The organism is Leucobacter iarius (genome assembly GCF_039530105.1).
Lineage (GTDB): Bacteria > Actinomycetota > Actinomycetes > Actinomycetales > Microbacteriaceae > Leucobacter > Leucobacter iarius.
In genome coordinates, this window is record NZ_BAAAOB010000002.1 from 445,937 (window position 1) to 459,339 (window position 13,403).

A 13,403-nucleotide genomic window follows, 5' to 3' on the forward strand; every position below is an offset into this window, starting at 1 on the left:
CCGTCTCTCGTAGGCGGTGTTTTTTCGTCTCTCGAGTGGCGCAATGACGCAAAGGACCTCTCCAATGACACACCCCACCACGACTTCTCCCGACGCCGCGCCCTCCCCGTACCGCGCCGACGGTTCCGGCTACTTCGGCGAGTTCGGCGGCGCGATCCTGCCCCCGTTCCTCGCGGGCCCCATGGCCGAGGTCGCCGAGGCCTACGAGGCCGCCCGGCAGGATCCCGAGTTCCAGCGGCAGTACCAGGACCTGCTGTCGAAGTACGTCGGTCGGCCCTCGCTGCTGTACTTCGCCGAGAACCTGACGAACCGGCTCGGCGGCGCGAAGGTCTATCTGAAGCGCGAGGACCTCAACCACACGGGTGCGCACAAGATCAACCACACGCTCGGTGAGGCGCTGCTCGCGAAGCGGATGGGCAAGACCAAGGTGATCGCCGAGACGGGGGCCGGTCAGCACGGCGTCGCGCTCGCGACGGCCGCCGCGCTCGTCGGCCTCGAGTGCGAGATCCACATGGGCGCCATCGACGTTGCCAAGCAGCACCCCAACGTGGTCCGCATGGAGCTGCTCGGCGCCAAGGTAGTGCCGGTGGAGCGCGGCGGTCGCTCGCTGAAGGAGGCCGTGGACTCGGCGTTCGAGGTCTACGCCGCGTCCCCCGACGAGTACCTCTTCGCCATCGGCTCCGTCGTCGGCCCGCACCCGTTCCCGTCGATGGTGCGCGACTTCCAGTCCGTCGTGGGTCGCGAGGCCCGGGCCCAGATCCTCGAGGCCGAGGGCCGCCTGCCGGACGCGCTCGTCGCCTGCGTCGGCGGCGGCTCGAACGCCATGGGGCTGTTCGACGCGTTCCTCACCGACGAATCGGTGCGGGTCATCGGCGTCGAGCCCGCCGGCGAGGGCCTCGACACCGACCGGCACGCGGCGACCATGACCCTCGGCGTCGTCGGCGACCTGCACGGCATGCACACGAAGGTGCTGCTCGACGAGAACGGCGAGCCCGCACCCGTGCATTCGATCGGCTCCGGCATCGACTACCCGGGCGTCGGACCGCAGCACGCCCACCTCGAGCAGCTCGGGCGCGGCGAGTACGTGACCGTGACCGACGCCGAAGCGCTCGACGCGTTCCAGCTGCTGACCCGCACCGAGGGCATCATCCCGGCGCTCGAGTCGTCGCACGCCCTGGCGCACGTCGTGAAGCTCGCCCCGGAGCTCGGCCCCGACGCGATCATCATCGCGAACCTCTCGGGTCGCGGCGACAAGGACGTGGACTTCGTCGCGGAGCGGCTCGCGCAGGCGTGAACTACGACGCGGGGTCGGCCGACCGCCGGCCCCGCGCGACCTCCGCGGCCAGCACCTCGGCACCGCTCGTGAGCGCCGCTCGCCTCCAGGGCGCGACGCCGTCGATCTCGATCTGGATCGACATGCTGAGCACGGTGCGGATCAGCACGATCAGGCCGAGCACCGCCGCGTCCTCGAGCGACGGCGTCGAGATGGTGCGGATGATGTCCGCCGCGACGAAGATCTCGAGGCCGAGCAGGATCGATCCGCCGATCGACGTGCGCAGCGTCTGGAACGCGGCGCGGCCTCCCCGACCGGCGAACAGCGCTCGCGCGGACAGCACCAGCGCGATCGCGAAGCCGGCGATCATGGCGACCACGCCGAGCACCTCGACGACGGTGACGACTCCCCCGAACCAGTCTTCGATGCTCATGGCCTCAGCGTAGCCCGCCGACGCTAGCCGTCGAAGACGCCGCGGTCGTCGAAGCGCAGCCTCAGGGCCTCCGGGCGCGCGCGACCGGGCGGGCGACCGCGGGTGCGCGCGGAGGAGCCCGCGGCGTCGGCGACGAGCACGCCGCGCAGCCGGCGCGCGATCTCGGCGCCGAGCCCGTAGTCGAAACGAACGATGAGGCGCACGATCCCGGGCACCTGCTCGTATCCGCTCGGCCCGCGAGCGGGAACCTGCCCGAGCACGTCGATACCGGGCACGGCCGGGTCCTGCGCGCCGAGGTCCCGGATGGATGCGAGCGCGCGCTCGACCTCGGCGGCTCCGCCCGTGACGCTCGCGACGCGCACCGCGGGCGGGTACCGGAGCGCGTGCCGGTCGTGCAGCTCGGCCGAGCGCCATTCCTCGGTGCGTCCGGTGACGAAGGCCTGCACGGTCGGACCGCCGCCCGACGCCATGACGCACTGCCCGTCGGGGGCCGCGAGTGCGGCGGCGTTCTCCCACCAGCGCAGGCAGTCCTCGGCCGCGCGCAGCGATTCGATGCCGAGCAGCCGTTCGGCATCGAGCAGCACGACCGCGCGGTAACCGCCCGCGGCGATCGGCTCGGCGCCGCGCGTCGCCACGACGAGCGCCGGGCGCGCATCGACGCGCTCGCGCGGATGCTCCCCATCGCTGAGCAGCACCCGGGCGTCGGAGAACTGCCGCTCGAACTGCTCGACGGTGCGCTGGGACCCCATGCCGCGCTCGGTGAGCGCGGTCCCGTCGCACGTGCCGCACTGCCAGGGGCGCGCGGGTTCGCCGCACCATCGGCAGGCGGCGACACCTGCTGAACGGAAGCCGATGGGTCCGGCGCAGGCGCGGCAGCGCGCAGCATCGCCGCACGACGCGCAGACCGCGACGGGCGCGTATCCGGGGGTGGCCACCTGCACGAGCACGGGGCCCCGGCGGGACTCCTGACGGATGATGCGGGCGGCGAACTCGGGCACACGACCGGCGAATGCGTCGGGGGTCATCGACGCGTCGGCGTGCACCACGCGCGTGCGGCGCGGCGGGTGCCGCTGCGCCTGCACGTAGCCGATCTCGACGAGGCGCTGGACCTCGGCGCTGCGGGAGTGCGCGGCGAACAGGAGCCCCGCCCCCGATTGCCCCGCCCGCACGAGCGCGGCATCGCGCGCGTGGACGTAGGGCGCCAGCGGTTCGGCCAGCACGGGATCGCCGTCGTCCCAGATGAGGATCGCCCCGAGCTCGTGGGCCGGCGCGTAGACCGCCGATCGGTTGCCGATGATGATGCGGGGCTCCGGATCGAGCGCGCGCAGGAACGCCGCGTATCGCTCGCCCTTCGACTGCCGGGCGTCGAGCCGCACGACGCCCGCGTGCCCGAGCGACGCGAGCGCGTCGCGCAGCTGATCGAGATCGCGGTAGTCGGGCAGCACGACGATCGCGCTGCGGCCCTCCGCGTGCACGGCGAGCGCGGCGCGCGCGAGCTGCAGGCTCCACCCGCCGACCCACTCGCCCGTGCCCAGCCGGACCGGCCCGTGCGAAGCATCGATCGCGAGGCGCGCCCCGCCCGTCAGCAGGCCGGCGAGCTCGGTATCGGCTTCTTCGGCCTCGAAGGGCGTGTCGTGCTCCCCGGGATCGGGCACGGTGCCCGCCAGGTGCTGCTTCTCGACCCGCACCTGGCGCGTCGGGATCGCGAGCCGCAGGATGTCGCCGGCGCTGCCCGCGGCGCGATCGGCCACGGCGCGCGCCAGCCGCCACACCTCGGGGGTGAGCGTCGGCAGCGGGCTGACGATCTCGGCGATCTGCGCCAGCTCGCCGCCGAAGTCGCTCTGCTCGGTGAATTCGATGACCGTGCCGAAGCTCTTGCGGTTCTGCGAGCGGAACGGGACCCGCACGCGCTGTCCCGCCCGGATCTCGTCGGCGAGCTCGCCCGGGATCGCGTAGTCGAACAGGTGGTCGAGCTGCGGCAGGCTCGTGTCGAGCAGGATCCTGGCGACCCTGCGGCCGGCAGCACCCTCGGCGGTCACGCCGCGTCGATCCCTGCGGCCGCTCGCAGCTCGGCGACGCGGGGTGTCGCCTCCCAGGTGAAGTCGGGCAGCTCGCGGCCGAAGTGCCCGTAGGCGCTCGTCTGCGCGTAGATCGGGCGGATCAGTTCGAGATCGCGGATGATGGCGAGCGGACGCAGGTCGAAGACCTGGCGGACCGCCGCCTCGATGCGCTCACGCGGAACGGTCTCGGTGCCGAAGGTCTCGACGTAGAGGCCGACCGGGTGGGCGCGGCCGATCGCGTACGCGACCTGGAGCTCGGCGCGCTTCGCGAGTCCGGCACGCACCACGTGCTTCGCCACCCAGCGCATGGCGTACGCGGCCGAGCGGTCGACCTTCGACGGATCCTTGCCGCTGAACGCGCCGCCGCCGTGGCGGCTCGCCCCGCCGTAGGTGTCGATGATGATCTTGCGGCCGGTGAGGCCTGCATCGCCCATGGGGCCGCCGATGACGAACGGACCGGCCGGGTTGATGAACAGCTCGGCGTCGCCGCTCGCGAGCTCGACGCGCCCGAGCACGGGGCGGATGACCTCGCGCTCGATCGCCTCCCGCAGCGCCGGCTGCGAGATGTCGGCCGAGTGCTGGGTCGAGACCACGACAGCCTCGACGCTGACCGGGCGATCGCCGTCGTAGCCGATGGTCACCTGGGTCTTGCCGTCGGGGCGCAGCTCGGGCAGGATCCCGCTCTTGCGCACCTCGGTGAGACGCTCGGCCATACGATGGGCGATCCAGCTCGGCAGCGGGTGGAGCTCGGGGGTCTCGTCGGTCGCGTAGCCGAACATGATGCCCTGGTCGCCGGCGCCCTGCTGGTTGAGCGCGTCGTCCGCCGTCGCGCCCTCGCGCACCTCGAGCGAGGCGTCGACGCCGTTCGCGATGTCGGGAGACTGCTGCCCGATGGACACGGACACGCCGCACGAGCCCGCGTCGAAGCCCATATCGGAGCTCGTGTAGCCCACCTTGCGCACCGCGTCGCGCACGATCTGCGGAATCTCGACGTAGCCCGTGGTCGATACCTCGCCCGCGACGTGCACGAGCCCGGTGGTCACCAGGGTCTCGACCGCGACGCGCGCGCCCGGATCCTGTTCGAGCAGCGCATCGAGGATCGAATCGGAGATGCGATCGCAGATCTTGTCGGGGTGCCCCTCGGTGACGGACTCCGAGGTGAACTGGCGAAGGGACACGATGGGCTCCTCTGTGGGAAATGGCTGAGTGCGGACTGGTGCACGGGCGAACGCTGCGGCTCGCGGTCGGCACCGAGCGGGGTCGGCGCTCGGAAAAACGACAGCGGCGCCGGAACAGCCCCAAGGCTATCCGACGCCGCCGACATCGTTGCTGCGGGTTACTCCGACAGCTCCTCGGCCGAGTCGGGCTCAGCGGGAAGCTCCTCGACCGCGGCGCGCTTGGTCATGGTCAGCTTGCCCTCGACGATCTCGTGCAGCGCGATCGACAGCGGCTTGTCGTCGACGGAGGACTCGACGAGCGGGCCCACGTTGTCGAAGAGGTTGCCGTCGTGCAGATCGGTGTAGTAGTCGTTGATCTGACGGGCGCGCTGCGACGCGAAGACGACCAGGGCGTACTTCGAATCCACCTTGGCGAGCAGCTCGTCGATGGGCGGGTCGATGATGCCGTTGACGTTGGCCATGAATACACTCCTCGGGTTGACCGTCCTAGTGTAGCCGAGGATCGGCCGTCACGGGTCACCGTCAGCCGAGACTCCCGCGCACCAGCACGTCCCCGCGGGAGCCCGAGAGCCGGGTCCAGCTGCGCGAGCGGCTGATCCTGAGCACCTGCTCATCGCGGAGGAACCCGAGCGCGTCGGCCGCGAACGCGGCCGCCGCGGGCACTCCGTCGGCGATGGGCGCACCCCAGACCTGCGCACGCACCTTCTGCACCGCGGCCTCGCCCGGCTGATCGGGCAGTGCGGCGGCGACCCGCTGCACGCCCTCGGCGGCGACCGCCGCGAGCGATGCCGCGTCGATCGATCCCGCGGCCTCCCAGCCGCTCGTCGGCGGCAGCACGCCGGCCCACGCCGCGGCGAGCGTCGCGTCGGGCACGTCGAGGTCCCGGCCGAGCACGCCCATCCGCGCGATCCGATCGAGCAGCGCCCGGCTCGCGACCGTGGCGTCGACCGCGTCCGTCGGCGGCTCGGCCAGCGCGAAAGCACGGGCCGCGAGCACGACCGGGAGCGGATCCAGCAGACCCGCGGGCGCCTGGGTGCAGCCGAACACCGCGAGGGTCGACCCGCGGGTCACCATGCGCACCTCCGCGCGCCCGGCGCGTTCCAGACGTTCGAGGAAGATGCGGAGGTCGTCGCGGGTGGCGTGATCGGCGAGGCGGAGCGGTGCGGACATCGGCTCCAGCCTAGTCGCGGCATCCGGACGGACACCGCGCCGCCTTCCCCGGACGGAGCCGCCGCCGGTCATAGACTGAGGCGGACAGCCGTTCCGCGCCGCCAGGAGGTTCCGATGCCCACAGATCCCGATCTCATGACGATGATCTCGGTGCTCGACGCGGGCGCCCGCACCCAGGACGACATCTTCACCGGTCCCGCGCTGCCGACGCCGCACGGACGCTCGTTCGGCGGCCAGGTGCTCGGCCAGGCCATCTCGGCCGCGGGGGCCACCGTACCCGAGGACCGCGAGATCCACTCGATGCACGCCTACTTCCTCCGGCCGGGCGACAGCATCGAGCGCATGACCTTCGAGGTCGCCCGCCTGCACGACGGGCGATCCTTCTCGACGCGGCGCACGCAGGCCTACCAGGGCGGCGAGGTGCTCATGTCGATGATCGCCTCGTTCCAGTCCGACGACGACGGGCTCGAGCACCAGGACCCCGTCGACCTGAGCGGCGTCGTGCGGCCCGAGGAGCTGCCCGCGGTGTGGGAGAAGTACGGGCACCTCGCCGACGGCGGGCGCGCGTCCTGGATCCTCAACCGTCCGTTCGACTTCCGCTACGTCGAGTCCGACATCCTGCTCGAGGTGCCCGAGCGCACCTCGAAGCAGCGGGTCTGGATGCGCAGCCGCGACACCTTCGAAGGCGGATCGCTGCAGCACTGCGCCGCGTTGGCCTTCGCGAGCGACTACCTGCTGGTCGAGCCCGTCGCCCGGCGCCATGGGATCCCCTGGGCGACGCCCGGGATGCGTGCGGCGAGCCTCGACCACGCGATGTGGTTCCACCGGCCGTTCCGCGTCGACGACTGGCTGCTCTACGAGCTCGAATCCCCCACCGCGCAGGGTGGGCGCGGACTCTCCACCGGGCGCTTCTACGACCGATCGGGCGCGCTCGTCGCATCGGTCTCGCAGGAGGTCACGGTCCGGCTCCCGCGAGGGTAGTCGGGGCGCGGCGCCGTTCTCCGGTGCCCAGCCGTCTGGAACCCAAGATCCGCCATCGGAAGGAGATTCGGCGTCAGAAGGATCCCTTTGGAGGATTTCGTCCTTCTGAAGCCGGATCTCCTGCTGAAGCCCGGTGGCCCAGGGACGGGGGCGGCGTCAGCGACGTCCGAGCTGCAGCGGTTCGTCCATCCAGGCTTCGACCGACTCGCGTCCCTCGCCCGAGAGCCGCATCGGCCGCAGGGTCTTCCCGTCGACGATCACGACGACGGTGATGGCACGCGCGACCACGGTGCGTTCCGGCTGGGAGCCGTCGATGACCTCGTAGTGCACCTCGAGCGATGACCCGCCGAGCTTTCCGATCCACAGCTCGACGGTGATCGACTGCTCCGCGTATTCGAGCACGCGCAGGAACTCGATCTGCTGGCTCGCGACCAGCATCTTCGGCCCGTCGGGATCGTCTCCGCGGAAGTGCCGTTCCATGCCGGTGCGCTCACGTCCGCTGCCCAGCCAGAAGGTGCGCACGCGCGCCTCTTCGAGGTAGCGGGCGTAGGCGACGTTGTTCACGTGCCCGTATGCGTCCTGGTCGCCCCAGCGGAGCTCGAGGTCGACATGGGTGCGCGCCATGCGGGGATCCTTCCGGTCTGTGGGAGTCTGTGCCGGCCCGAAACGGGAACGGGGCGCAACCGTTGCGGTTGCACCCCGTTCCCGACGAGCGTCAGTTGCGCGTGAGCTTGCGGTAGTGGCTGCGCGACGGGTTCGCCGCGTCGGGGCCCAGCCGGTCGAGCTTGTTCGCCTCGTACGCCTCGAAGTTGCCCTCGAACCAGTGCCAGTTCGCGGGCTCCTCCTCGGTGCCCTCGTAGGCGAGGATGTGCGTCGCGATGCGGTCGAGGAACCACCGGTCGTGGGTGATGACCACGGCGCAACCGGGAAACTCGAGCAGCGCGTTCTCGAGCGACTGCAGAGTCTCGACGTCGAGGTCGTTGGTCGGCTCGTCGAGGAGCAGGAGGTTGCCGCCCTGCTTGAGCGTCAGCGCGAGGTTCAGACGGTTGCGCTCACCGCCCGAGAGCACGCCGGCCTTCTTCTGCTGGTCTGGACCCTTGAACCCGAACTTCGACACGTAGGCGCGCGAGGGGATCTCGGTCTTGCCGACCGTGATGATGTCGAGCCCGTCGGACACGACCTCCCACAGCGTCTTCTCCGGATCGATGTTGGCGCGGTTCTGATCGACGTAGCTGATCTTGACCGTCTCGCCGACCTTCAGGTCGCCGCCGTCGAGAGGCTCGAGGCCCACGATGGTCTTGAACAGCGTGGTCTTGCCGACGCCGTTCGGTCCGATGACGCCGACGATGCCGTTCGGCGGCAGCGAGAACGAGAGGCCGTCGATGAGCTTGCGGTCGCCGAAGCCCTTCTCGAGCTTCTTCGCCTCGATGACGATGTTGCCGAGACGCGGACCCGCGGGGATCTGGATCTCTTCGAAGTCCAGCTTCCGGGTGCGCTCGGCCTCCGTCGCCATCTCCTCGTAGCGCGCCAGACGCGCCTTCGACTTGGCCTGGCGGCCCTTGGTGTTCGAGCGGACCCACTCGAGCTCTTCCTTCAGGCGCTTCGCGAGCTTCGCGTCCTTCTTGCCCTGGACGTCGAGGCGCTCGGCCTTCTTCTCGAGGTAGGTCGAGTAGTTGCCCTCGTAGGGGTAGAGGCGACCGCGGTCGACCTCGGCGATCCACTCCGCGACGTTGTCGAGGAAGTACCGATCGTGCGTGATCGCGATGACCGCGCCGGGGTACTTCTGCAGGTGCTGCTCGAGCCAGAGCACGCTCTCGGCGTCGAGGTGGTTGGTGGGCTCGTCGAGCAGCAGCAGGTCGGGCTTCTGCAACAGCAGCTTGGTGAGGGCGACGCGGCGTCGCTCACCGCCCGAGAGCGGGCCGATCTGTGCATCGCCGGGAGGCGTGCGCAGCGCGTCCATGGCCTGCTCGAGCTGGTTGTCGAGATCCCAGCCGTCGGCCGCGTCGATCTCTTCCTGCAGCGTGCCCATCTCGGCGAGCAGCGCGTCGAAGTCGGCATCGGGCTCGGCCATCAGCGCCGAGATCTCGTTGAACCGGTCGACCTTGGCCTTGATCTCGATGCCGTCCTGGATGTTCTCGAGCACGGTCTTCGACTCGTCGAGCTCGGGCTCCTGCATGAGGATGCCGACCGAGAAGCCCGGCGCGAGCGCGGCGTCGCCGTTGGACGGGGTGTCGAGGCCCGCCATGATCTTGAGGATGGTCGACTTACCGGCGCCGTTGGGGCCGACCATGCCGATCTTCGCTCCGGGCAGGAACGCCATGGTCACGTCGTCGAGGATGAGCTTTTCGCCGACCGCCTTGCGGGCGCGAACCATCTGGTAAATGTACTCGGCCATATGTTTTCCGGGCGAGGACGCCCCGAACTCCTTGTGCTCTGGTCTGATGAGAATCGCCTCTACTCTAGCCGCCCGCACCGACATCCTCCGTGAACAGCTGACAGCATGGAGGGATGACGGAACGAGCACTCGCGGGCGCCCCCGAAGAACCGGTCGAAACGCCGGGCGCGATCCTCGATCGAGCGGCCGGTCCGCTCGAGACGGTCTGGGAGAACGAGCTCGGCGGCCTGACCTTCCGAGACCGCACGGCGGGCCGCTACCTCAAGTGGGTCGCCGCAGGCACCCCGGAGCTCGATCTCGATGCGGAGGCCGCTCGGCTGCGGTGGGCCGCCGCGCAGGGCGCGCGGGTGCCCTCGGTCGTCGAGGCGGGCTCGGATCGGAGCGGATCCTGGCTCGTCACGGCCGCGCTCCGAGGCGATTCGGCGGTCGCCCCGCGCTGGATCGCCGAACCCGGGACCGCTGCCCGCGCCATCGGCGCCGGTCTGCGGGAGCTGCACGACCGGCTGGACGCCTCGGTCTGCCCCTTCGACTGGTCGATCGAGCGGCGCCTCGAGCAGGCCGAGGAACGGTTGTCACGCGGGATCGGGCCCGCGGACTGGTCGCCCGAGCATCGCGCTCTCTCGATCCGACAGGCGCGGGACCTGCTGCGCGACGCTCCCCCGGTCGACGAACCCGTCGTCTGCCACGGGGACGCCTGCGCGCCGAACACGCTGCTCGACGAGTCCGGCGCGTTCCTCGCTCACGTCGATCTGGGCGCGCTCGGCACAGCCGACCGCTGGGCAGACCTCGCGATCGCATCCTGGAGCACGGTCTGGAACTACGGTCCGGGGTACGAAGCCGCGGTCTACGCCGGATACGGGATCGAGCCGGATCCCGAGCGGATCGCCTACTACCGGCTGCTCTGGGACCTCAGCTAGGGCGGATCAGAAGTCGATCGGTCGGGTCTTGCCGATCAGGCACACGTCTTTGTTCGGGCCGAGCGCGGCGACCTGATCCACCGAGAAGCTGCGGTCGGTCGTCGAGATCTGGCCGATGAGGCAGCCCTGCCCGATTCGCACGGAGACGTAGATGTAGTCGGCGACGAGGTCGGTCTTGGTCTTGTCGAAGCTGACCTGCATCGCCTGCTTGTCGAAGCCGGCCTTGGCGACGGCCTGCACGACCGGTTCGCCCTGCACCGCCTCCTTGCCCGCCGAGAACGTCCGGATCACCTCGGTGAAAAAGGGCTCGTTCTGCTCGGCGGTGCCATCGGGGATCAGCTTCGGCGCTTCCTTGGGCGGGGCAGGGGTCGTGCGCACCGGGGTCTCGGGCGTCGGGCCCTCGAAGATCGCGCACCCGCTCAGCGCCGGGACGCCGACGAGCAGTCCTGCGGCGAGCGCGACGGATGCGGTCGCGCGGAATCGACGGGGGCGACGGGGGGAAGCACTGCTCACCCGGCTCAGTGTACGGGGTCGTGGTGAAAGGATCCGGCACGGCGCATCCGCCGCGGCCGCCGGTCCGAGCCCCCGCATCTGTCGTTCTCCGCGCACAGGGCGCATCGGAGCGGGACCCCCTGCGGATCGCGTGCACAGTTCTCGCTTCGCGGGGTGCCGGGCCCCGATCGGGTTCCACACTGGAGGCCGGTGGGATCGGTCGCCTCCAGCGCACCGCCCGCCTCACCCCATCGAGCAGCCCGGGCGTCAGGCGCCGGGCGCAACCGCAGAGGAGGACCCTCATGAGCACCCCCATTTCCGTCGTCGGAACCATCGCGACGGTTCCGAAGCTGATCCGCACGGGCGCCGGCGTTCCGCTGTGCTCGTTCCGGCTCGCGAGCAGCGAGCGCCGCTACGACCGGGAGCGCGGCGACTGGGTGGAGGGCGGGACCAATTGGTACTCGGTCACCGCATTTCGCTCGCTGGCCGAGCACTCGCACTACTCGTTCCAGAAGGGCGACCGCGTGTTCGTCAGCGGCAAGCTCCGGATCCGCAACTGGGAGAACAAGGAGCGCAGCGGCACCTCGGTCGAGATCGAGGCGGATGCGCTCGGCCACGAACTGCGCTGGGGCACCTCCCGGTTCGCGAGGCAGACGTCGGGCCAGCGCGACGGCGCGACCGTCACGTCGTTCCCGGCCCCCGGCCTGAGCTCCGCCGGCTCGACCGGTTCCCCCGCTTCCGATGCGGAAGGCCACGATCGCGTCGGAACCGGCCAGACCGACCAGACCGGCCAGACCAGCCAGACCGACCAGGCTGATCAGCCTGACCAGGCCGGCGCTCCCGGCACGTCAGCCGGCGCCGAATCGTTCGGCGCCTCCGGCGCGCCCGACGTGTCCGGAGCCTCCGCATGGACGGTCCCCGGAGCCGGTGTCCCGGCGTCCGCGTTCGAGGCGATGGAATCGACGACGGCGGAAGATCCGACGGCCACGGAGGAACCCGAAGAACCGGCCGGGACGCCGGTTCAGGCGGCGTTCGGGCGCACCGACGAGGACGACGGGGAGGAGCTTCCGCTCGCGTCGTGACCGCTCCGGGCCAAGCCTCGTCGAGCAGCGCCGAACATGCCCGACGGCCGGTTCAGGCGAGATACGCGCTGAAGGAGGCGCGGATCTTGCTCACCTTGGGCGCGGCGACGGCGAGGCAGTAGCCCTGCGTCGGGTTCTTCGCGAAGAAGTCCTGGTGCTCCTCGGGCCCCGGATAGATGGGCCCGAACGGCTCGATCGCGGTCACGATCTCGCCCGGCCACCACTCGGCCGCTCGATCCCGCGCGGCGACGAAGCGGGCACGCTGCTCGTCGTTGCGCGGGAACATCGCCGAGCGGTACTGGGTGCCGACATCGGCGCCCTGCCGGTTCAGCTGCGTGGGGTCGTGCATCGTGAAGAAGGCGTCGAGCACGACCTCGGCCGGCAGCACCGACTCGTCGAAGGTCACCACGACCGCCTCGGCGTGGCCGGTGCTGCCGGTGCAGACCTCGGCGTAGCTCGGGTGCTCGGTGCGGCCGCCCGTGAACACGGAGGCGACGTCCGTCACGCCGCGCAACGCGCGGTAGGCGGCGTCGAGGCACCAGTAGCAGCCGCCGGCCAGCACGTAGCTCGTGGTCATCGCGCGGCTCCCCCGGTCGCGCGCCACCAGTCGTCGTCGGGACCGACCGGCTGGCGCCGCTTGTGCTCGGTGCCGCGGTAGCGGCGCTCGAGGTTCTCGGCGGCGGACTCGGGGACGCTTTCGCCGCGCAGATACGCGTCGATCACCGGGTAGCTGACGCCGAGGCTCGCTTCGTCGGACTGACCGGGTTCGCCGTCGAGCAGGTCGGCGGTGGGCACCTTCTGCCAGAGCCGATCCGGAGCGTCGAGGTGCTGCAGCATGGCCGCGCCCTGCCCCTTGGTGAGCCCTGCGAGCGGAACGACATCGGCCGCGCCGTCGCCGAACTTGGTGAAGAAGCCCGTGATCGCCTCGGCCGCGTGGTCCGTTCCGATAACGAGGAGACCGCGGTCGCCCGCGATCGCGTACTGCGCGATCATGCGCATGCGCGCCTTCACGTTGCCCTTGGTGAAGTCGGTGGTCGCCTCGCCCAGCGCGGCGTCGACCGAGGCCACGATCCCGTCGACGCCCGGCGCGATGTCCACAGCGACCGCGCGGTCGGGACGGATGAACGACAGCGCCAGCTGCGCGTCGTCCTCGTCGTGCTGCACCCCGTAGGGCAGGCGGACCGCGACGAACTCGGCCTCGGCGCCCTCGCTGCGCAGCCGCTCGACCGCGAGCTGCGCCAGGCGACCGGCCAGCGACGAGTCCTGCCCACCGGAAATGCCCAGCACGAAACCGCGCACTCCCGGCACGGCGCGGGCGTACTCGACGAGGAAACTCACTCGACGTTCGATCTCGACCCCCGGGTCGACCTCCGCGTGCGCACCGAGCGCCGCCTGGATCCGCTGCTGAAGTTCACGCATGAC

General features: G+C 70.9%; 14 protein-coding genes. 4 read left to right on the forward strand and 10 right to left on the reverse strand.

Features of this window, described 5'->3' with window-relative positions; genetic code table 11:
* Positions 1-64: 64 nt before the first annotated feature.
* Positions 65-1,294, forward strand: a complete 1,230-nt coding sequence (trpB, locus tag ABD169_RS11360; RefSeq protein WP_344032290.1) for a tryptophan synthase subunit beta — start codon at positions 65-67, stop codon at positions 1,292-1,294.
* A gap of 1 nt (position 1,295) precedes the next feature.
* Here trpB and ABD169_RS11365 read toward each other — a convergent pair whose 3' ends face one another.
* The 5 genes from ABD169_RS11365 to ABD169_RS11385 form a co-directional block, all read right to left on the reverse strand.
* Positions 1,296-1,706, reverse strand: a complete 411-nt coding sequence (locus ABD169_RS11365; RefSeq protein WP_344032291.1) for a DUF1622 domain-containing protein — start codon at positions 1,704-1,706, stop codon at positions 1,296-1,298.
* Between the two features lie 23 nt (positions 1,707-1,729).
* Complete coding sequence (locus ABD169_RS11370; RefSeq protein WP_344032293.1) at positions 1,730-3,745, reverse strand: primosomal protein N' family DNA-binding protein; 2,016 nt, start codon at positions 3,743-3,745, stop codon at positions 1,730-1,732.
* Positions 3,742-4,944: a methionine adenosyltransferase gene (gene metK, locus ABD169_RS11375; protein ID WP_344032295.1), complete on the reverse strand. Its 1,203-nt coding sequence runs from the start codon at positions 4,942-4,944 to the stop codon at positions 3,742-3,744. The genes ABD169_RS11370 and metK overlap by 4 nt, the downstream gene beginning before the upstream one ends.
* Positions 4,945-5,102: 158 nt before the next feature.
* Positions 5,103-5,405, reverse strand: coding sequence for a DNA-directed RNA polymerase subunit omega (gene rpoZ, locus ABD169_RS11380; protein ID WP_344032296.1), 303 nt, complete (start codon positions 5,403-5,405; stop codon positions 5,103-5,105).
* Positions 5,406-5,466: 61 nt separating this feature from the next.
* Positions 5,467-6,114 carry a DUF8185 domain-containing protein gene (locus tag ABD169_RS11385; RefSeq protein ID WP_344032298.1) on the reverse strand — a complete coding sequence of 216 codons (648 nt, stop codon included), beginning with the start codon at positions 6,112-6,114 and terminating at the stop codon, positions 5,467-5,469.
* A 114-nt stretch (positions 6,115-6,228) separates the two neighbouring features.
* On the opposite strand from ABD169_RS11385, the gene ABD169_RS11390 reads away from it, so the two are divergent.
* Positions 6,229-7,095, forward strand: coding sequence for an acyl-CoA thioesterase (locus tag ABD169_RS11390; protein WP_344032300.1), 867 nt, complete (start codon positions 6,229-6,231; stop codon positions 7,093-7,095).
* Between the two features lie 156 nt (positions 7,096-7,251).
* Here the strand turns inward: ABD169_RS11390 and ABD169_RS11395 are convergent, their stop codons facing one another.
* Positions 7,252-7,719, reverse strand: a complete 468-nt coding sequence (locus tag ABD169_RS11395) for an acyl-CoA thioesterase (protein WP_344032302.1) — start codon at positions 7,717-7,719, stop codon at positions 7,252-7,254.
* A 91-nt stretch (positions 7,720-7,810) separates the two neighbouring features.
* Complete coding sequence (gene ettA, locus ABD169_RS11400) at positions 7,811-9,490, reverse strand: energy-dependent translational throttle protein EttA (RefSeq protein ID WP_046455347.1); 1,680 nt, start codon at positions 9,488-9,490, stop codon at positions 7,811-7,813.
* A gap of 113 nt (positions 9,491-9,603) precedes the next feature.
* Between ettA and ABD169_RS11405 the strand changes: the two genes are divergently transcribed.
* Entirely contained in the window at positions 9,604-10,407 is an 804-nt protein-coding gene (locus tag ABD169_RS11405; RefSeq protein WP_344032305.1) for an aminoglycoside 3'-phosphotransferase, read from the forward strand.
* Between the two features lie 6 nt (positions 10,408-10,413).
* Here ABD169_RS11405 and ABD169_RS11410 read toward each other — a convergent pair whose 3' ends face one another.
* Positions 10,414-10,920, reverse strand: coding sequence for a DUF6993 domain-containing protein (locus tag ABD169_RS11410; RefSeq protein ID WP_344032306.1), 507 nt, complete (start codon positions 10,918-10,920; stop codon positions 10,414-10,416).
* A gap of 281 nt (positions 10,921-11,201) precedes the next feature.
* Here ABD169_RS11410 and ssb point away from each other — a divergent pair, with 281 nt between their 5' ends.
* A complete protein-coding gene (gene ssb / locus ABD169_RS11415; protein ID WP_344032307.1) occupies positions 11,202-11,981 on the forward strand; it encodes a single-stranded DNA-binding protein in 780 nt (259 codons plus the stop codon).
* Positions 11,982-12,033: 52 nt separating this feature from the next.
* Here the strand turns inward: ssb and msrA are convergent, their stop codons facing one another.
* Together msrA and nadE are read right to left on the reverse strand one after the other, a co-directional pair.
* Positions 12,034-12,558, reverse strand: coding sequence for a peptide-methionine (S)-S-oxide reductase MsrA (gene msrA, locus ABD169_RS11420; RefSeq protein ID WP_344032309.1), 525 nt, complete (start codon positions 12,556-12,558; stop codon positions 12,034-12,036).
* On the reverse strand, positions 12,555-13,400 hold the full coding sequence (nadE, locus tag ABD169_RS11425) for an ammonia-dependent NAD(+) synthetase (RefSeq protein ID WP_344032311.1): 846 nt from the start codon (positions 13,398-13,400) through the stop codon (positions 12,555-12,557). Before nadE ends, msrA begins: the two co-directional genes overlap by 4 nt.
* Between the last annotated feature and the right edge of the window lie 3 nt (positions 13,401-13,403).